The sequence below is a fragment of the Luteitalea sp. genome (assembly GCF_044337415.1).
Lineage (GTDB): Bacteria > Acidobacteriota > Vicinamibacteria > Vicinamibacterales > Vicinamibacteraceae > Luteitalea.
In genome coordinates this window covers 1-19,319 of record NZ_JBIINP010000073.1, presented here as the reverse complement: position 1 = coordinate 19,319, position 19,319 = coordinate 1, and the positions used below count along the sequence as shown (strand labels likewise).

The following is a 19,319-nucleotide window of genomic DNA, read 5'->3' as shown; positions in this document are numbered from 1 at the left end:
GGCATGAGGCATGAGGCATGAGGCATGACCAATGACCCACGAGGCGTGACCAATGACTGACTTCCGCACCGTCTGCGTGTCCGACCCGCGCTTCGAGCACGACGGCCTGCGCCACGTCACCGTGAAGAGTCCGGCCCTGCGTGGGCGCGGCGACGTCACCGTGTGGTGTCCGCCAGGCGTGGACGAGCCCGCAGGTCTCGTGATCCTCCTGCACGGCGTGTACGGCAGTCACTGGGCCTGGGCGCTGCAGGGCGGCGCCCATCGCACGGCCGCGCGGCTGATCGCCGACGACGCCATTCCGGCGTTCGCGCTCGCGATGCCGTCCGACGGCCTGCGCGGGGATGGTTCCGGGTACGTGCGTCACGCCGACGGCTTCGACGCGGCGCGCTGGATCGTCCACGAGGTGCCCCTGGCGACGCGCGAGGCCATACCGGGATTGCGACACGATGTCCCGCGGTTCATCGCCGGTCTCTCGATGGGCGGCTTCGGGGCGCTCCGGCTCGGTGCGGCGTCCCCCAACGCCTTCCGCGCGGTGTCCGGTCATTCCTCGATCACGCACATCTCGCAGATGGTGCAGTTCATCGAGGAGGACGTCGCGTCGATCGGCGCACCACCCGAGGACGCGTCCGTGCTCGACGCCATCATCCGCGCCGGAGACCGCCTTCCACCACTACGGTTCGACTGCGGCGTGGACGACCAGTTGATCGAGGAGAACCGCGCGCTGCACCGGGATCTCGAAGCACGCGGCATCGCGCACACCTACGAGGAGTTCCCCGGCGCCCACACGTGGGCCTACTGGGAGAGGCATCTCGAGGACACCCTGCGCTTCTTCGCCGCGCACGACTGACGCGAGAGACTCAGGGCTCAGGGCTCGAGGCTCAGGAAGGTAGGGCCGGCTGTCCCAGCCCGGCCCACGGGCGTACGGCTTACGGGGCAACAGCCCGACTCCCGACTCCCGTCACGGCACCCGTCGCCTGAGGACGACGGTACCGGTGCCGCGATCATGTGCGAGCCGGCGGTTGGGATCGCGCCAGAGGTCGGCGAGCCCCGTGAAGAGCGTGCCCGGCACCGAGGCGTAGCCGCCGAAGCGTTCGAACGCCGTGCCGAGCGTCATCGGCTGCCCATCGATGCGGCGGACCTCGAGGCCGAGCAGGCGCTTGCCGAGGCTGCCCCACGACGTCAGTCCGAGCAGCGTGAAGTAGAGCGCCGGCACGCCGAACAGCGCGGCCGCGCGCGCGACTTCGGGCACGAACTTCGCCACGGGCACCCGCACGTATCCTGGCTTCAGGGCACGCTGGTCCTCGCCAGGTCCGAGCGACAGCTCGATGTTGGCGTCCGTCAGGTAGGCGGCCCCTTCTCGCGGCCGGCCGGCATGGACCGCGGCAATCGCCTCGAGCGGCAGCCCCTGCGCGCCGATGTCCATCAGCTTGGGGAGCAGGGCCGTCATCGCGTCGAGCGACTGCGCCTCCGTGCGCACGCGACCGTCGACGATCGCTCGCAGGGCGTCGTAGGCGGGCCTGTCACTCACCCGCAGCGCGAGGGCCGACCACAGGACGGCGGCAACGATGGTCGGGACGACAATGAGGGCCACGTCGATACCGAAGGCCAGCAACCGCCGCAGCGGTGGCGCGAGTTCGCGCCCGAGCAACGAGTCGTCGACCACCTGGTGGGTCACCAGGTCGAACACGCGTCCCGCCATGCCTGTGGTTCCTCCCGAATGGGGTGATTGGCGCCTCATGATGGCCCAGCCGCCGCCGCTTCTGCCAGGCCGAGGTCTCTCGGCAGCACCCGCGACACCTTCGTCGGTGCCTGGCTGGATCGTTCAGGGTTCATTGCGACTAGGATCCGCACATGCGTTCGATGGCACTGGCACTCCTCGCAGGCATGGGCCTGGCCCTGCAATCGACGTCGGTGGACTGGCACGTGGCCGTGTCACAACTCACGCGCGGACCTCGACACCACTTCTTCGGCTACATCGGGCAGGCGCGCACGATCCCGTGGAGCGGGGATGGTCGCTACGTGCTGGCCCTGCGAACCGCCTTCCAGGACCGCATGCCCGAGCCCACCGATGCGGCGGACGTGACCGTGATCGACACGACCGAGGGCAACCGCGTCGTGCCGCTGACCGAGTCCCGTGGATGGAATCCCCAGCAAGGCACGATGTTCTACTGGGATCCGACCTCGCCGGCCACGCGGTTCTTCTTCAACGACCGCGACCTGGCGTCCGGCAAGGTCTTTACCGTCCTCTACGACGTGCCGGAGCGCCGCCGGGTCCGCGAGTTCAGGTTCGCCGACACGCCTGTGGCCAACAGCGGCGTCGCCCAGCGTGGCGGGCGCTACCTGGCGATCAACTACGCCAGGCTGGCGCGACTGCGACGAGTGACGGGCTACCCGGGCGCGCACGACTACACCGCGGGTGTGCTCCACCCTGAAGACGACGGCATCCACCTGGTGGACGCGGTCGACGGCACGCGACGGCTGCTGGTGTCCTACGCGCAGTTGGCGGCGCTGATCCGGCCGGCACGACCCGACGTGGCCGACAAGGCCCTGTTCATCAATCACACGCTGTGGAGCCGCGACGACAGTCACATCTACTTCTACGTGCGGGCGGTGTTCGACGACCCGAAGCAGCGCATCGACATCCCGTGCACCATCAGGCCCGACGGGACGGGACTGACGATGCACGAGCATCTCGGCGGGCATCCCGAGTGGCGCGACGGGACCCGGATGGTCGGCGTCAAGGAAGGGCGCCAGGTGGTCTACGACGTCACGACGCGGCAGGTGGTGGCGACCATTGGCGGGCCCGGCGTCTTCCCTCAGCCGGGTGGCGACATCGCGCTGTCGCCGGACGCCGAATGGTTCGTCAATGGTCACAGCCTGAGCGGCAGCAACGGCTATACGGTGCTGCGTCTCGCTGACGGGACATGGGCGCGGACGCCGGAGATGACGCGGGGCCGGTTCACCTCGGGCGACCTCCGCATCGACGGATCGCCGGCCTGGAACCGGTCGAGCGATGCGTTCCTCTTCCCTGGCCTCGACGCCGGTGACGGCACGCGGCAGATCTTCGTCGCCCGGATCTCGCGCGGGGCGTCGCCCGTGAAGCCTTGAGGGGCGTCGGGCCGTGATCCACACCCTCGCCGTCGCCGACTATCGATCGCTGCGGGAACTCGTGCTCGGGCTGCAGCCCCTCACGCTGATCACCGGGCCGAACGGCAGCGGCAAGTCGAACATCTACCGCGCCCTGCGCTTGTTGGCCGACGCCGCTCAGGGCCAGTTGGTGCCGGCGCTCGCGCGCGAGGGCGGGCTGTCGTCAACGCTGTGGGCGGGCCCCGAGCAGCCCTCCCGCGCGGTCCGTGCCGGCGACCACCCGGTGCAGGGCACGGGGCGCAAGCAGGTGGTGAGTCTGCGCCTGGGTTTCGCGGGCGACACGTTCTCCTACGCGGTGGACCTCGGCCTGCCGGCGCCGCGCAAGACGGCGTTCTTCCGCGACCCGGAGATCAAGCGCGAGGTGATCTGGACCGGCTCGACGTTCCGGCTCTCCTCCGTGCTGCTCGACAGGCGCGCCAACCTGGTGCAGGGCCGCACGCCCGAGGGCGAACTGGATGTGCTGCTGCAGGACCTGGCCAGCTTCGACACGATGCTCACGCATTGCGCCGACCCGCTCCGCGCGCCCGAGGCACTGCTGATTCGCGAGCAGATGCGCGGCTGGCGCTTCTACGACCACCTGCGCACCGACCGCGACGCCCCGGCCCGTCGTCCGCAGGTCGGCACGCACACGCCGGTGCTCGACGATGAGGGCGCGTCGCTCGCGGCGGCGTGGCAGACGATCGACGAGCTCGGGGATGCCGAGGCACTGCACGGCGCGGTGGAGGACGCCTTTCCCGGCTCGCGGGTGGAGATCGCCGAGTCGGAGGGCACCTTCGAACTCACGCTCCGCCAGCACGGCCTCTTGCGGCCCCTGCGCGCCGCGGAACTCTCGGACGGCACGCTGCGCTACCTGCTGCTCGCGGCCGCGCTGCTGACGCCGCGGCCGCCCGAGTTGCTTGTGCTGAACGAGCCCGAGACGAGCCTGCACCCCGACCTGCTGCCCGCGCTCGCCCGCCTCATCGCCACGGCCTCGCGCGCCGCGCAGGTGATCGTCGTGTCGCACGCGCCGCGCTTGATCGAGGCGCTCGCCTCCGAGCCCGACTGCCATCTCGTCGCCCTCGAGAAGCGCCACGGCGAGACCGTGGTGGCCAACGTCCCCTGGCAGGACCAACCGGTGTGGAAGTGGCCGGGCAGGTGACGGCGCGGCCTTCGGTGCGCGCCGCAGTCAATTCCGCGATGCTGCGATGCCGAGAACTCGCCGTGCGCCGCCAGGCGCACATCGGCGAGTCTTGAATGCCGGAACGATCCGCGCACCTTCCATGCGCAATGATTCATGAGGCATGAGGCATGACGTCCGCTAGAATCCTGCCGTGCCGAAGGCCTCGACCCGCTCCCGCTGGCTGCTCCCGCTCGTCCTGATCGCGATCGTCCTCCCGCTGGCGATGTTCGTGCCGCGCTGGCCGTACGACCCCGAGGTCGCACGGTTCATCCAGCGGCTGCCGCTGCCGGCGGGCTTCGCCGCGTGGCTCACGTCGCTGGCCGGCAAGCCCGTGGTGTACGGCGTGCTCGGCACCGGCCTGCTGCTGGCCACCTGGCGCGGACGCCTCAAGGGACTCGTCGCCACGGCGGTGCTGATGTTGCTGTGGTGGTACGGCGGCGAGCCGCTGAAGGAGGTCGTGCATCGCGCGCGGCCGACGGCGGAGTTCGTGGAGGTCGTGCGGCCGGCAAGCGGCTTCTCGTTCCCGTCCACCTTCGCCACCACCTGGTTCAGCGCGTGGATGCCGCTGGCCATCTACGCCTTCCGCACGCGCCAGCGCGACGCCGGCCTGGCCATCTCGATCGTGGCGTGGGTCCTCGTGCTCCTCGGTGCCTGGGCCCGCGTCCGCATGGGCGCCCACTGGCCCAGCGACCTGCTGATGACGCTCGCGCTGGTGTGGTCGACGTTCACGCTGATCGAGCTCGCCGTCGACCGCCTCGACGGCTGACGGGCGCCAACGCCGGTCGCCTCCTGTTTCTCCTGACGTGGCCCGACCGTCGCGCAAGCGCGACGGCTACGTTCCACCTTCGCCGCGGCTACGGCGGACAAGCCCGAGTTCGGCGTTCGGCGTTCGGTGCGCGGTGCCCGCGGGCCGGCGCCCGGTGCCCGCTGAACCGTACCCGGTACCCCGTACCCGGCACCCGGTTCTCTGGCATACTTCGCGCGTCACCATCCAGTCTCCAGCGTCGGAGTCCAGCCATGACCACGTACGGTCGTCGTGACTTCCTTGGCCGCGTCGCGGCCGCGTCAGCCTTCACCATCGTCCCCCGCCGTGTCCTCGGCGGCCGTGGGCACATCGCGCCGAGCGACATGGTGGTGCTCGCGCAGGTCGGCTGCGGCACACAGGCGCTGCGGCAGGTGAACACCAACCTGGTGCGCCGGCCAGACATCCAGTTCGTCGCGGTCGTCGATCCGAACCGCAACAGCGACGACTACGTGGACTGGAGCCCGTTCGGCACGCGCGCTACCGTGCGCAAGTTCCTCGACGACCCGACGTGGGGCGAGGGCGACCGGGCCACGCGGGCCGGCCGCGAGGTCGCGAAGTCGGTGATGGAGACGTGGTACCGCAAGCAGGGACGGCCGGCCACCGGCATCCGGGCCTACGAGGACTTCCGCGAGATGCTCGATCGCGAGTCCGACATCCAGGGCATCGTCAACATCACGCCCGATCACCAGCACGGCCCGATCAACATCGCAGCGCTGCGGAAGAACAAGGCCGCCATCTCGCACAAGCCGGTCGCTGCCATGCTGCACGAGGTGCACCGCACGCTGCTGGCGGCGCGCGAGAGCACCGCGCCGTCGCACCTGCTGGCCTACAGCAACAGGCCCGACCGGCACACCCTGGCCGCGTGGATCGCGGCCGGCGCCATCGGCACCGTGCGCGAGGTGCACAACTGGACCAACCGGCCGTTCTGGCCGCAGGGCATGCAGGCGTACCATGCGTCGGGACCGGCCGTGCCCGACGGCTTCAACTGGACGCTGTGGCAGGGGCCTGAGCCGGACCGTCCGTATCACCCCGCGTACACGTTCTCGGTGTATCGAGGCTGGTATGCCTACGGCACCGGGTGCCTCGGCGACATGGGCCACTACAGTCTCTGGCAGCCGTACCGCATCCTCGGCCTCGGCGTGCCGGAGTGGGTGGAGGCCCGCCCCAACAACGACGCGTGGGTCACCGACGCACGCGTAAGCCGTGGTGGACACGTGTCGCAGGTCGCCTTCCCGAAGTCGAGCACCATCCGGTGGCGGCATCCAGCCACGGCGAAGCGACCTGCCGTCGACACCTACTGGTACGACGGCGGCATGAAGCCGGCGACGCCCGATGCCCTGCTCGAGGACGGCGAGGACTTCGCCGACGAGGGCATGCTGATCGTGGGCGACGGCGGCATGATCCTGTGCGACTTCAGGGCGAACGCGCCGCGGCTCCTGCCGAAGAAGCGGCAACAAGCCTTCGCCGGCTCCGTCATCGTCCCGCAGTTCGACGCGACGAGTCCGGACGATGAATGGGTCGGCGCGATCAGACAGGGCAAGGCGTCGAAGGGCAGCTTCGAGGCCGTCGGCCCGCTGGCCGAGGCCGTCGCACTCGCCGGCATCGCGTTACGCGTGCCGTACAAGCGGCTGCTGTGGGATGCGGCCCAGGCGCGCTTCACCAACTCCGACGAGGCCAATGCGCTCATCCGCCGCGCCGTGTACCGGCCGGGCTGGGGAGAACTCGTCGGGTGACGGAGGCAGGGCGGCGTGTCCCCTTCGACTGCGCTCAGGGCCAGCCACGCCGCCGCTAGCCAACGGCGGCGCGGTGGGACACCGCGCCCTACCTCGATGCGGCATTTGGGGTGACAATGAAGGGATGTCGAGGGGCACGGGTCCCGAGTCGGGAAGCACCGCGAGGAGTACCGCGCCGGTGGTCGAGCGGCAGTTCGTCGCCGACCGCGGCGACGAGCGCCTGCGCCTCGACCAGGCCGTGATGCGCCATCTCGCGGACGAGCCGGGCCTGTCGCGTACCCGCGTGCAGCGCTGGCTCGATGCCGGACTCATCTCGGTGAACGGCCGCGAAGGACGCAGGGCGTCCTCGTCGCTCCGTCAGGGCGATGAGGTCGTCGTCACGCTGCCGACGCCGCGCGTCCGCAAGGTGCACGCGGCCGAGGCCCTCGACGTCCCGGTGCTCTACGAAGACGAGTGGCTCGTCGTCGTCAACAAGCCCGCCGGCATGGTGGCGCACCCCACCGGGCGACTGCAGTCGGGCACGCTGTTCAACGCCCTGCTCCACAAGGCCCGTGGCTGGGAAGACGCCACGGCACGCCCCGGGCTGGTGCACCGCCTCGACCGCGACACGTCGGGCGTGTTGCTGGTGGCCAAGTCGCGCAGTGTCCATGCGCGGGCGGCGCGCCTGCTGTCCACCGATCACGCCTCGAAGACCTACCTGGCCGTGGTGATCGGCAGGCCGCCCGAAGACGCGACCATCACCTACCCGCTCGGGAAGATCGCGGAGCGCCCGCCGCAGGTGGGCGTGGTGGACGAGGGCTGGCCGTCGATCACGTACGTGCAGCGGCTGCGATCGACGTGGCCGATGCCCGACGGCCTCGCGCTGCTCGAGTGCACGCTGGGCACCGGACGCCTCCACCAGATTCGCGCGCACCTGCTGGCCGCCGGCTGGCCGATCGCGGGCGACCCGATCTACCGCAGCCCGAAGGCCGAGGCGAAGCTTCCTCCGATGACCAAGGCCCAGGTGGATGCGCTCGACGGGCAGGCGCTGCACGCATGGCGACTCGTGATGCCCCACCCGATGACGGGCGAGGTGCTCGACGTCACCGCGCCGATTCCCGCGCGACTCCAGGCCCTCGGCGTCAACCCGGGCGGATCCTGGGATGCGAGCGTCGGCCGCGTACGCCCTGGCGCCACGCCTCACGCCTGACCGTATCCTGACGTCGTAGCCGTCGGACTTGTCCGACGGTCAGTGATCGTCCCGTGAGCCCACCAACCACCGAGGTGCCATGACACGTGTCGCGCCGCTCATCGGACTCGTCGCTGGCCTGCTCCTCGTGCCAGAGGCGATGCCGTCGGCAGCGGCCTCGCGCGTGATCACGCCGCCAGGTGTCACGGTGATCGGCCCGTACAGCCCGGGCATCCTCGCTGGCGACTTCCTCTACGTGTCCGGGCAGGGCGGGCGCGACGCCGCAGGGCGCCTTCCCGACACCTTCGATGGCCAGGTCCGCCAGACGCTGCGGAACGTGAAGGCCGTGGTGGACGCCGCAGGTCTCACGCTCGCCCATGTCGCGTACTGCCAGGTCTACCTGACAGACATGGCGCAGTACGAGGTGATGGACCGCGCCTGGCAGGAGTTCTTCCCGGACGCGCCTCCCGCGCGAGCGGTGCTGGGGGTGCATCGGCTGCCGACCGACATCGCGGTCGAGATCAACGCGGTCGCGTTCCGTGACCTCGCGCGGCGGCGGCCAATCGCTCCGCCCGGCCATCGGCCGCAGTCGTCGTCGCCCGCCGTGCTGGCCGGCAATCGCCTGTTCCTGTCGAGCGCCCTGGGTGCCGACGCCGCCACGGGCGCGATTCCTGCCGATCCCGATGCGCAAGTGCAACTCGCGCTCGACAACATGCGACGGGTGCTCGCCGCAGCCGGCATGGACTTCCGCCATGTCGTGTTCGTCAACCCGTACCTGACGGGCGCGGCCTCGCGGCGCATGAACGACATCTACGCGCGGCACTTCGAGTTCGGCAACACGCCAGCGCGTGCCACCATCAACGTGACGAGCCTGCCGGGCGGCAACACGATCGCGTTCACGGGGGTGGCGATCGTCGACCTGTCGTTGCGCCGCGCCTTCAGGCCGAGGAACATGAAGCCGAGCGCGACGGCCAGTCCGTGCGTGCTGGCCGACGACACGTACTACTGTTCCGCCAAGGGACCGTTCACGCCCGGGCCAGCCGTCGGGCCAGGCGGACTGCAGGGCATCTGGGTGGGCACCGTGGAGGCGCAGGTGCGGCAGACGATGCGGAACCTGCTCGACGGCCTCGAGGAAGCGGACCTCGCGCTCGCGGACGTGGTCGCCACCAACGTCTACCTCGACGACATGAACGACTTCGCCCGGATGAATCGGGTGTACGCGCAATACTTTCCGACGAGTCCCCCGGCCCGCACCACCATCGCGCAAGTGGCGCCGGTGGACCGCACGCCGCGTGACCAGGACACTTATCCCGGCCTGGAGCAGATTTCCCTGATCGCCGTGAGGCAGAAACCATGACCGACACCAGAGACGATGGCGTCACGCGACGCGAACTGCTGCAGATGGGGCACGCCTTTGCCGTGCCGGCGCTCGTCGGAGGTGTCGGTGTGCACGCGGCCGGCGCGGCCGCAGCAGGCCCGCTGAAGCCGGGACCGGACATCTACCAGTCGATCGGCGTCGAGCCGGTGATCAACTGCCGCGGGACGTTCACGATCATCGGCGGATCCATCGAGCGCCCTGAAGTGCGAGCCGCGATGGATGCCGCCAGCAAGCACTTCGTGCAGATCGACGAGCTGGCCATGGCGGTCGGCCAGCGGTTCGCCGAGCTGACCGGCGCCGAGTGGGGCATGGTGTCGGCGGGCTGCGCTGCTGGGCTCAAGCATGTCACTGCAGCCTGCGTCACGGGCGGAAACCCGGAGCGCCTGGTGCGCATCCCCGATCTCACCGGCTTCGACAAGACCGAGGTGGTGAGCCCGCGCTACTCGCGCAACGTCTACGATGCCGCGATTCGCAACATCGGCGTGACGATGATCACGGTGGACACGGCGGAGGAGTTCGAGCGGGCGCTCGGTCCGCGCACCGCGATGATCTACCTCAACGCCGGCGAGGAGTCCTCCTCCGGGCCGCTCTCGCTCGAGAACATCGCCCGCATGGCGCGGCCGAGGAACATCCCCATCCTCATCGACGCGGCCGCCGAGATCCTCACGGTCCCCAACGTGCACCTCCAGCAGGGCGCCACCATCGTCGCCTACAGCGGCGGCAAGGCGCTGTGCGGGCCGCAGTGCGCGGGCCTGCTGCTCGGGCGCAAGGACCTGCTCCTGTCGGCGTGGCAGGCCAGCGCCCCGCACCACGGTCCGGGCCGCGACAACAAGGTCGGGCGCGAGGAAACGCTCGGCATGCTGGCGGCCGTCGAGGCCTGGGTGACGCGCGATCACGACGCCGACTGGAAGACCTGGCTGTCGTGGCTCGACGCCGTGGCCGCCCGCGTGTCCACCGTCGCGGGCGTGAAGACGTCCGTGCAGTTGCCGACGGGGCTCTCGAACCGCAGCCCGGCCCTCACCATCTCGTGGGATCCGGCCGCGCTGCACATCACGGGCGAGGACGTCGCCGAGCACCTGGCGAGCACGAAGCCACGCATCGCCGTCGGCGCCGGCGGCCGGGGTCGCCAGGCCGACCCGACGGTCACATCGATCTCGGTGACCGCGTGGATGATGCAGCCGGGCGACGCCCGGATCGTCGCCGACCGCATCCACGCCGTGCTGACGACCAGGCGAGAGCCGCGCTCGACGGCGATGCCCGCGCCAGCGACCACCGTCGCCGGGCGCTGGGACGTCGACATCGCGTTCCCCAGCAGCAAGGGCCAGCACACGCTGGCGCTCGAGCAGGACGGCAACTGGCTGCGAGGCACCCACAAGGGCGAGTTCTCGACGCGCGACGTCGTGGGCACGATCGAGGGCACCACCGTGACGCTGCGCAGCGTCGAGCGGACGCTTGGCAGTTCGGTGACGTTCACCTTCTCGGGCACGGTGTCTGGCGATGCCCTGGCCGGCTCGATTCACATGGGCGAGTACCTCACCGCGACCTTCACGGCGAAGAAACACGTGTACCCGGCACAGCGCACGCGCGTCGTGGTGCCCAAGGGGCCGCCGCTGGCGACGTAGGGTCGGCACACGGGTACCGGGTACCGGGTACAGGGTACGGGGTACGGGGTACGGGGTACCGGGTACGGGGTCGGAGGCGTCGACCTCGGGCGACGCTCCGTGTCGAGTGGCCAGACGCGAGACTCAGCCCAGGTGGATCCGGGGGCGCCACTGCGGATCGGGCTCGATCTGGCGCAGCACCTCGCGCGTGACCGGGGCGGTGTCGCCCTCGCCGAACGCCATGAACTTCAACAGGTAGGCGATCGGGTTGCCTTCCGTCCAGCCGAAGTAGGCGTGCGGGACGCGGCCCGTGGCGTCGCGCACGTGCAGCAACAGTGCGGCGATCGCGTTGGGCACGGCCGGGCTCTTGCAGCGCAGCACGCGATAGGGCCCGATCTGCACGCCGGCTACCTCGAGCACGTCGTCGACGAACTCGGAGGCGTCGCCCGGCTGCACCTCGAGGAACAACACGTTGTTGAGGCTCTCGATGTGGTGGCTGCTGCGCGCCTCGCGCCACTTGGCGGCGTACTCGGACTCCACGCCCTTGTCCGGACGGTTGGCGATCACGCGCACCGTGGGCGCGGTGAGCGAGGCCAGCCACGCGCCCGCCGACTCGTCGAACCTCACGTGCTTGATGCGCAGTTCGGTGCTGCGCAGCACCCGCGACAGCAGCGACGTGCCGATGATCGAGGCGATGAAGAAGCTGGCGATCTTGAGGCCGTCGGGGCGCTCGATGACGTTGACGACCGTGGTGTAGGCAAAGACCAGCGTGATGGCGCCGAAGGCCCACGTGAGGCCTCCCGTGCGTCGCGCGTGGATGGCCGTGGCCAGCGCGGCAGACGTCATCAGCACGAGCACGCCGGTGGCGTACGCGCCGCCCTGCGCCTCGACATCGGCCTGGAAGATCACCGTGACCGCGCACGTCACGGCGAGGATGATGAGCACCAGGGGCCGCGTGGCGCGCACCCAGTCCGGCGCCATGCCGTACCGCGGCAGGTACTTGGGGATCAGCGTCAGCAGTCCCGCCATGGCCGATGCGCCGGCGAACCAGAGAATGGCGATCGTGAGGATGTCGTAGACCGTCCCGAACACGACGCCGAGGTCACGGTGTGCGAGGTAGGCCAGGGCGCGGCCGCGCGCCTCCCCGCCCTCTTCGAACGCCGACGCCGGGATGTTGAGCGTCGTCGCCAGGCTGCTGGCCAGGAGCAGGACGCTCATGATGATGGCCGCGCTGGTCAGCAGGTGGCCCGTGCCGCGAATGCGCCCGGTCGGCTGTGCCTCGGTGTCGCCGGGATCGCCCTTCACGAGCGGCATCACGGCCACGCCGGTCTCGAACCCCGACAGGCCGAGGGCCAGCTTCGGGAACAGGAACAGTGCCACGGCCACCATCATCACGGGGTTGCCGTGCGAGGCGACCAGCGCCGTGCGCCAGTTCGCGAAGTACTCGGGATGGTGCAGGATCGACCACAGTTCGACCGCCAGCACCACCACGTTGCACGCCAGGTAGCCGATCACGATGACGACGGCCAGGCCGATCGCCTCGCGGAAGCCCTTCAGGAACACGGCGCCCAGGAGGGCAAGCAGGAGCAGCGTGAGCCACACCGGGTAGTCGAGCCAGTGCGGCGCGAACGGGTTGTGGATGATGTGCTCGGTGGCGTCGGCGGCCGACAGCGTGATCGTGATCACGAAGTCGGTCGCGGCAAACCCGAGCAGGATGAGGACAAGCGCCTTGCCCCGCCAGCGCGGCAGCAATTGTTCGAGCAGCGCCACGCTCCCCTGGCCGTGGGGGCTCAGGGCCGCGATCCGGTGGTACACGGGCAGGGCGCCGAAGAGCGTCAGCGCGATCAGCACCAGCGTCGCCAGTGGCGACAGCACGCCGGCCGCCAGGAAGGCGATGCCGGGCTGGTAGCCGAGCGTCGAGAAATAGTCGACCCCGGTCAGGCACATCACCTTCCACCAGGAGGCGGTGTGGACCGGGGCGTGGCCGGCGGCGGCGTCCGGTTCGAGGTCCGCGAGAAGCCAGGACCGGAGTGGTGTGGTCGTCACGAGGTTCGGTGTACACCCGGGGAGGACGTTCGGGCGCACGGCAAACGACAACACTACGCCGCTCCTCGGTGCCCGGCAAGCTACAATCGGCCAATCCGACGACGCCCCGCCCTGCCGTGAGGCGGGATGCGACGCCGAGGAGGCCCCACCCCATGTCCGTCAGCGCGTCTGCCCCCGTGATCCCGGTCACCCGGACCTCGTCGCCCCGTCCCCGCCCCGCGGAAGACGCCCTCGGGTTCGGCAAGCACTTCGCCGACCACATGCTCGTGGTCGACTACGTGGAGGGCCAGGGCTGGCTCGACGCCCGCATCGTGCCGTACGGCGCCCTTGCGCTCGACCCGGCCGCCTCGGTGCTGCACTACGGCCAGGCCATGTTCGAGGGCCTGAAGGCGTACCGGCAGGCCGACGGGCGGATTGCGCTGTTCCGCCCCGATCGCAACGCGCACCGCATGGCCACCGGCGCCGGGCGCCTGTCGATCCCGGCCATCGACGAGCAGCTCTTCGTGCAGGGCATCGCCCAGCTCGTGAACGTCGATGCCGACTGGGTGCCGTCGGCGCCGGGCACGGCCCTCTACATCCGCCCGACGATCATCGCCACCGAGCCGTTCCTCGGCGTCCGCGCCTCGAAGACCTACACGTTCTTCGTCATCACGGGTCCGGTGGGCGCCTACTACGCCGGCGGGCTGAAGCCGGTGCGCATCTGGGTGGAGAAGGAGCGCGTCCGCGCCGTGAAGGGCGGGATCGGCGCCGCCAAGGCCGCCGCCAACTACGTCGCCAGCCTGCAGGTGGCCGAGGAAGCCCGCGCGCGCGGCTGCGACCAGGTGCTGTGGCTCGACGCGATCGGCCACGAGTACGTCGAGGAGGTCGGCACGATGAACCTGTGCCTGGTCATCGACGGCACGCTCGTCACGCCCCCGCTCGGCGGCAGCATCCTCCCGGGCATCACGCGCGAGACGGTGCTGACGATGGCCCGCGACTTCGGCCTGCCCGTGGAAGAGCGCCTGGTGTCGATCACCGAGGTGCGCGAGGCCCACGCCAGCGGCAGGCTGCAGGAGGTGTTCGGCGTCGGGACGGCCGCGGTCGTCTCGGTGGTCGGCACGCTCGCCAGCGACGAGGGCGACATGGTGATCAACGGCGGGAACCCCGGGCCGATCGCCAACCGCCTCTACGACGCGATCACGCGCATCCAGTACGGCCTCGATCCCGACCCGCGCGGCTGGCGGGTGATCATCTGATGCGCCTGCCGATCTATCAGGTCGATGCCTTCACGGCCGAGGTGTTCCGGGGCAACCCGGCCGCCGTCGTCCCACTCGAGTCGTGGTTGCCCGACGCGACGATGCAGGGGATCGCCGCCGAGAACAACCTGGCGGAGACGGCCTTCTTCGTGCCGACCGGCCCCGCCGAGTACCAGTTGCGCTGGTTCACCCCCGAGGTCGAGGTCGACCTCTGCGGACACGCGACGCTCGCGGCGGCCTCGGTGCTGTTCGAGCATCTCGGCCAGAGCGCCCCCGCCGTGACCTTCGAGACCCGGAGCGGCCCTCTCGTCGTGTCGCGCGACGGCGAGGCCTACACGCTCGACTTCCCGGTGCGGCGCCCGCGCCCGCTCCCGCGCGACCGACAGGTGGCCGTGGCGCTCGGTGGGGAGCCCAACGAGCTCTGGCTGGCCCGCGACTGCATGGCCGTGTTCGAGACCGAGGCGGAGGTCCGGGCGCTCGCCCCGGACATGGCCAAGGTGAAGGCCCTTGGCGTGTTCGGGATGATCGCCACGGCGCCTGCCGATCCGGCCTTGTCGCCGGGGGCCGACTTCGTGTCCCGCTTCTTCGCGCCCGCAGCGGGCGTCCTCGAGGACCCGGTGACGGGGTCGGCGCACTGCACGCTGGTGCCCTACTGGGCCGACCGGTTGGCCAGGACGACGCTCGAGGCGCGGCAGGTGTCGAAGCGGGGTGGCGCCCTGCGCTGCACCATCGACGGCGAACGGGTCCGGATGACCGGCAAGGCCGTCTGCTACCTCGAAGGCACGATCACGGTCTGACCACCATGGTAGGGCGCGGTCTCCGACCGCGCCGTCGTCGATAGCGGCCGGGTGGGACACCCGGCCCTACCTCCCCGGGTACGCTGCCTGCTAGCATTTCCGGATGCTCGACGGTAACGAGGGCCCGCAGGCAGGGGGCCGCACTACGGCACGCTGGCTCCTGCCGCTCCTGCTGACGCTGTTCTTCCTCTCCGGGTTCTGCGCCCTCATCTACCAGACCCTGTGGCTGCGGCTGCTGGCGCTCGTGTTCGGCGTCACGGTGTACGCCGCCAGCACGGTGCTCGCCAGCTTCATGAGCGGCCTGGCCATCGGCAGCCTGATTGCCGGCTACGTCGCCGAGCGCACGAAGCAGCCGCTGCGCCTGTTCGGCATCGCCGAGCTGCTCGTCGGCATCACGGCCCTGCTCACGCCCTGGGCGCTCGACGCCGTGACCCGGCTGTACATGGGCTGGTATCCATCGCTCGCGGGCAATCTCGGCCAGTTGACGCTCGTGCGCTTCCTGCTGTCGTTCTCGGTCCTGCTGCTGCCCACCGTGCTCATGGGGGCGACGCTGCCACTCGTGCTCAAGTCGGCCCTGGCCGGCAATCGCGACGTCGGCCAGCGCATCGGCCTGCTCTACGGCATCAACACGACCGGCGCCATCGCCGGCGCGCTGCTGGCCGGCTTCGTGCTCATTCCCGGCATCGGCCTGCAGGCGGCCTTCAGGCTCGCTGCCACGCTGAATGCGCTGATCGGCATCGCCGCCATCATCGCCAGCACGAGGACGGATGCCGCTCACGGGAATCGGGAGCCGGGAGTCGGGAATCGAGCGTCCTCACCGGCGGCCGATGGCGTCTCTCCTCAGGCAGGCGTCGCTGTCGACGCGCCCGGGGTCGAAGCCTCGGCGTTCACGCGCCGTGCGGTGTTGCTGGTGTTCGGGCTGTCGGGCGCGGTGTCGCTCGCGCTCGAGGTGCTGTGGTTCCGCGTGCTCGTCATCTTCCTGCGGCCCACCACCTACTCGTTCACGCTGATGCTGGGGACGGTGCTGTCGGGCATCGCCCTCGGCAGCTACCTTGCGTCGCCGATCCTCAAGCGCGGCCGCAACCTGCTCGCGTGGCTGGCCGGGCTCGAGCTCGGCATCGCGGTGCTCGCGCTGTCGTCGTTCCAGGGCCTGGGCCTCACGGTCTATTCGATGAACTGGCTGCGGCGCACGCTCACCGACTCGCCGGTCCTCGCGTACCTCTCGCCGCTGCTCGTCGCCAGCCTGCTGGCCATCCTGCCCACGGCGCTGCTGCTCGGGATGGCGTTCCCGATCGGCCTGCGCGTGTGGGCCGGCACGGCCACCGACGACGGCCGCGCGGCCAAGCTGGCCGGCATCTTCTATTCCGTGAACGTGTGCGGGGCGATCGCGGGCGCCGCCGGCGCCGGCTTCGTGCTGATCCCCACGCTCGGCGCCACGGGCACGCTGCTCGCGCTCGCGAGTGTCACCCTGGCGGGCGCGCTGCTCCTCGTGGTGCCGCTCTGGAAGACGCACCGGCGCGCGGCCACCGTGATGACCGCCACGGCCCTGGCGGCGTTCGCCGCGCTGGCGGTGTTCGAGGTCGATCCCTTCGAGGTGGCGCTCACGAACTTCCACCGCAACGAGCGCCGCATCTGGCGCGAGGAAGGCGTGCAGACGAGCGTGGCCATCCACGAGCGTCGCACCGGTGCACGCGTGCAGGACCGCATGCGCATCATGTACCTCGACGGCATGCACCAGTCCAACGACATGCGGTCGACGATCTTCGGCCACAGCCGCATCGGTTTCCTGCCGACGGCGCTGCACCCCCATCCCACGCGCGCGCTCGTCGTCGGCCTCGGCGCCGGCACCACGCCGGGCGCGATCGCGATGTTCCCGAACGTCCAGGTCGACGTCGTGGAACTCTCGGACACCGTGGTGAGGGGCGCGAAGTTCTTCCGCACGGCCAACCGCGACGTGCTCTCGAAGCCCAACGTGCACCTGCGCGTGGACGACGGCCGCAATTTCCTGCTGCTGAGCCCGCCGAAGCAGTACGACATCATCACGGCCGACGTGATCCTGCCGCGCCACGCCGGCGCGGCCAACGTGTACTCGGTGCAGTACTTCGAGCTGGTCAAGCGCGCGCTGAAAGACGACGGGATCGTGCTGCAGTGGAACGGCGGCGACACGGCCACCGAGTACGCGCTGATCCTGCGCACGTTCCGCCAGGTGTTCCCCGAGATGACGCTGTGGGGCGACGGCAGCCTGATGATCGGCATGAAGGGGCGCCTGAAGGTCGACCTCGACGCCTACCGCCGCAAGCTCGAGGACCCGGTGCTCCGCAAGGTGCTCGAGGGCTTCAACCTCGACGGCGAGGACAAGCTGCTGAGGCAGTTCGTGGGCAGCCCGGACGACGCGCGGGCGCTGGTCGGCGACGGCCCGGTCACCACCGACGACCACCCGCTGGTCGAGTACTTCCTCTCGCGCCCCCAGGGCGAGAAGCCGATGGACCTGAGCAACGTCTACGGCGACGTCCGCCCGTTCATCACCTCGTCGGCACCAGTGACGTTCGTGCCGGCCGGGAAGGACAAGTGACAAGGGACGAGTACGCAAGTCACCAGGCAAGGGCAGGGACCAGGGACGAGAACGGCAAGGGACCGGGGACAGGGCAGGGACCAGGGACGGGGACGGCCAGGGACCGGGGACAGGGCAGGGATGACGTTCGTGCCGGCCGGAAGGACAAGTGACAAGGGACGAGTACGCAAGTCACCAGGCAAGGGCAGGGACAAGGGACGAGAACGGCAAGGGACCGGGGACGGGGCAGGGACCAGGGACGGGGACGGCCAGGGACCGGAGACGGGGCAGGGCCCAGAGACGGGGCAGGGACCAGGGCCCGGGGACGGCAAGGGACCCTGGACAGGGTTCCCGTCGGCGGAGCCCGAGACGCAGCCCTGTTGCCGGCATGCAGTCCCGCCCTGCCCTTCTCGTCACTGGTCCCTGCCGTTCCTTGTCCCTCGTTCCTGGTCTCCCTGGTGACTTGCGTGCGTGTCCCTTGTCCCTTGACTAGAATCTCCCCGTGCCTGTGACGCTCGGCCTGACCCGCCTGCTCGCCTCCGGACGCCTCGACGGCCTTCGCGTGGGCCTCGTTGCCAATCCGTCCTCGGTGGACGGCCGATTCGTGCATGCGGTGGAGCAGGTGAGCGCGGCACCGGGCGTCACGCTCGGCGCGATCTTCGGCCCGCAGCACGGGTTCCACTCGACGCTGCAGGACAACATGATCGAGACACCGCACGCCGAGGATGCTACGCGACGCGTGCCGGTCTACTCGCTGTACAGCGAAACGCGTGAGCCCACCGACGAGATGCTCGACGGGCTCGACGCGCTGGTGATCGACCTGCAGGACGTCGGCACCCGCGTCTACACCTTCATCTACACGATGGCCAACTGCCTGAAGGCGGCCGCCCGCAAGGGCATCCCCGCCTTCGTGTGCGATCGGCCCAACCCGATCGGCGGTCGTGTGGTGGAGGGACCGATGCTCGTGCCCGGCTACGAGTCGTTCGTCGGGCTCTTCCCCATCGCGCTACGCCACGGCCTCACGATCGCCGAGCTCGCGAAGCTGTTCAACGAGCAGTTCGGCCTCGGGGCGCAGCTCGAGCTGGTGACGATGGAGGGCTGGGACCGCGGACAGTGGTGGGACGCGACCGGTGTGCCGTGGGTGATGCCGTCGCCGAACATGCCGACCCTCGACACGGCGATCGTCTATCCGGGCATGGTGCTCTTCGAGGGCACGCTCCTGTCCGAGGGCCGCGGCACGACCCGGCCGTTCGAGCTGGTCGGCCACCCGGGCGTCGATGCCGAGCGCCTGGCGGCACGCCTGAACGCGCACGGCCTGCCCGGCGTGCACTTCCGTCCCTCGTACTTCGAGCCGACGTTCCAGAAGCACGCGCGCATCACGTGCGGCGGGTGCCAGTTGCACGTCACCGACCGCGAGCGCTTCCGTTCGGTCGATGCCGCGATCGCGTTGCTGTGCGAGTTCCGTGACGCCCTGCCCGATCGTCGGCTGCCGTGGCGGCCGCCGCCCTACGAGTACGAATACGAGAAGATGCCGATCGACATCCTCGCGGGCTCCAACGTGCTCCGGACCGCCGTCGATGCCGGTGCCACGCCGATGGAGGTCAGCGTCGCGTGCCGACTCGACGCCAGCTCGTTCAACGCGCTGCGGTCGGCGTGCTTGCTGTACTGAACACGGCGTAAATGGGGGCTGGGGGCTGGG

General features: G+C 70.2%; 14 protein-coding genes. 12 read left to right on the top strand and 2 right to left on the bottom strand.

Annotated elements, in window-relative coordinates:
• The first annotated feature begins 52 nt into the window (after window positions 1-52).
• A complete protein-coding gene (locus ACIRDX_RS12480) occupies window positions 53-847 on the top strand; it encodes an alpha/beta hydrolase (RefSeq protein WP_396625760.1) in 795 nt (264 codons plus the stop codon).
• Between the two features lie 111 nt (window positions 848-958).
• On the opposite strand, the gene ACIRDX_RS12475 is transcribed toward ACIRDX_RS12480, so the two are convergent.
• On the bottom strand, window positions 959-1,699 hold the full coding sequence (locus ACIRDX_RS12475) for an RDD family protein (RefSeq protein ID WP_396625759.1): 741 nt from the start codon (window positions 1,697-1,699) through the stop codon (window positions 959-961).
• 152 nt (window positions 1,700-1,851) lie between these two features.
• Here ACIRDX_RS12475 and ACIRDX_RS12470 point away from each other — a divergent pair, with 152 nt between their 5' ends.
• The 7 genes from ACIRDX_RS12470 (at window position 1,852) to ACIRDX_RS12440 (ending at window position 11,012) form a co-directional block, all read left to right on the top strand.
• Complete coding sequence (locus ACIRDX_RS12470; protein ID WP_396625758.1) at window positions 1,852-3,108, top strand: hypothetical protein; 1,257 nt, start codon at window positions 1,852-1,854, stop codon at window positions 3,106-3,108.
• A gap of 13 nt (window positions 3,109-3,121) precedes the next feature.
• Window positions 3,122-4,285, top strand: coding sequence for an AAA family ATPase (locus tag ACIRDX_RS12465; RefSeq protein WP_396625757.1), 1,164 nt, complete (start codon window positions 3,122-3,124; stop codon window positions 4,283-4,285).
• A 172-nt stretch (window positions 4,286-4,457) separates the two neighbouring features.
• The gene (locus ACIRDX_RS12460; RefSeq protein WP_396625756.1) at window positions 4,458-5,072 is read left to right on the top strand and encodes a phosphatase PAP2 family protein; all 615 of its coding nucleotides are present in this window, start codon (window positions 4,458-4,460) and stop codon (window positions 5,070-5,072) included.
• A gap of 251 nt (window positions 5,073-5,323) precedes the next feature.
• Window positions 5,324-6,844, top strand: coding sequence for a Gfo/Idh/MocA family oxidoreductase (locus tag ACIRDX_RS12455; protein WP_396625755.1), 1,521 nt, complete (start codon window positions 5,324-5,326; stop codon window positions 6,842-6,844).
• Window positions 6,845-6,968: 124 nt separating this feature from the next.
• Window positions 6,969-8,033 carry an RluA family pseudouridine synthase gene (locus ACIRDX_RS12450; RefSeq protein WP_396625754.1) on the top strand — a complete coding sequence of 355 codons (1,065 nt, stop codon included), beginning with the start codon at window positions 6,969-6,971 and terminating at the stop codon, window positions 8,031-8,033.
• A gap of 79 nt (window positions 8,034-8,112) precedes the next feature.
• Complete coding sequence (locus ACIRDX_RS12445; protein ID WP_396625753.1) at window positions 8,113-9,369, top strand: RidA family protein; 1,257 nt, start codon at window positions 8,113-8,115, stop codon at window positions 9,367-9,369.
• Window positions 9,366-11,012: an aminotransferase class V-fold PLP-dependent enzyme gene (locus tag ACIRDX_RS12440; protein ID WP_396625752.1), complete on the top strand. Its 1,647-nt coding sequence runs from the start codon at window positions 9,366-9,368 to the stop codon at window positions 11,010-11,012. Before ACIRDX_RS12445 ends, ACIRDX_RS12440 begins: the two co-directional genes overlap by 4 nt.
• A 123-nt stretch (window positions 11,013-11,135) precedes the next feature.
• Here ACIRDX_RS12440 and ACIRDX_RS12435 read toward each other — a convergent pair whose 3' ends face one another.
• Window positions 11,136-12,938 (bottom strand): amino acid transporter, encoded by a 1,803-nt coding sequence (locus ACIRDX_RS12435; protein WP_396625761.1) that lies wholly within the window; start codon window positions 12,936-12,938, stop codon window positions 11,136-11,138.
• 251 nt (window positions 12,939-13,189) lie between these two features.
• Between ACIRDX_RS12435 and ACIRDX_RS12430 the strand changes: the two genes are divergently transcribed.
• The 4 genes from ACIRDX_RS12430 (at window position 13,190) to ACIRDX_RS12415 (ending at window position 19,289) form a co-directional block, all read left to right on the top strand.
• The gene (locus ACIRDX_RS12430) at window positions 13,190-14,272 is read left to right on the top strand and encodes a branched-chain amino acid aminotransferase (RefSeq protein WP_396625751.1); all 1,083 of its coding nucleotides are present in this window, start codon (window positions 13,190-13,192) and stop codon (window positions 14,270-14,272) included.
• Window positions 14,272-15,069, top strand: coding sequence for a PhzF family phenazine biosynthesis protein (locus tag ACIRDX_RS12425; protein ID WP_396625750.1), 798 nt, complete (start codon window positions 14,272-14,274; stop codon window positions 15,067-15,069). The genes ACIRDX_RS12430 and ACIRDX_RS12425 overlap by 1 nt, the downstream gene beginning before the upstream one ends.
• 103 nt (window positions 15,070-15,172) lie before the next feature.
• On the top strand, window positions 15,173-17,641 hold the full coding sequence (locus ACIRDX_RS12420) for a fused MFS/spermidine synthase (RefSeq protein WP_396625749.1): 2,469 nt from the start codon (window positions 15,173-15,175) through the stop codon (window positions 17,639-17,641).
• Between the two features lie 481 nt (window positions 17,642-18,122).
• Window positions 18,123-19,289 (top strand): exo-beta-N-acetylmuramidase NamZ domain-containing protein, encoded by a 1,167-nt coding sequence (locus ACIRDX_RS12415; RefSeq protein WP_396625748.1) that lies wholly within the window; start codon window positions 18,123-18,125, stop codon window positions 19,287-19,289.
• The last annotated feature ends 30 nt before the right edge of the window (window positions 19,290-19,319 follow it).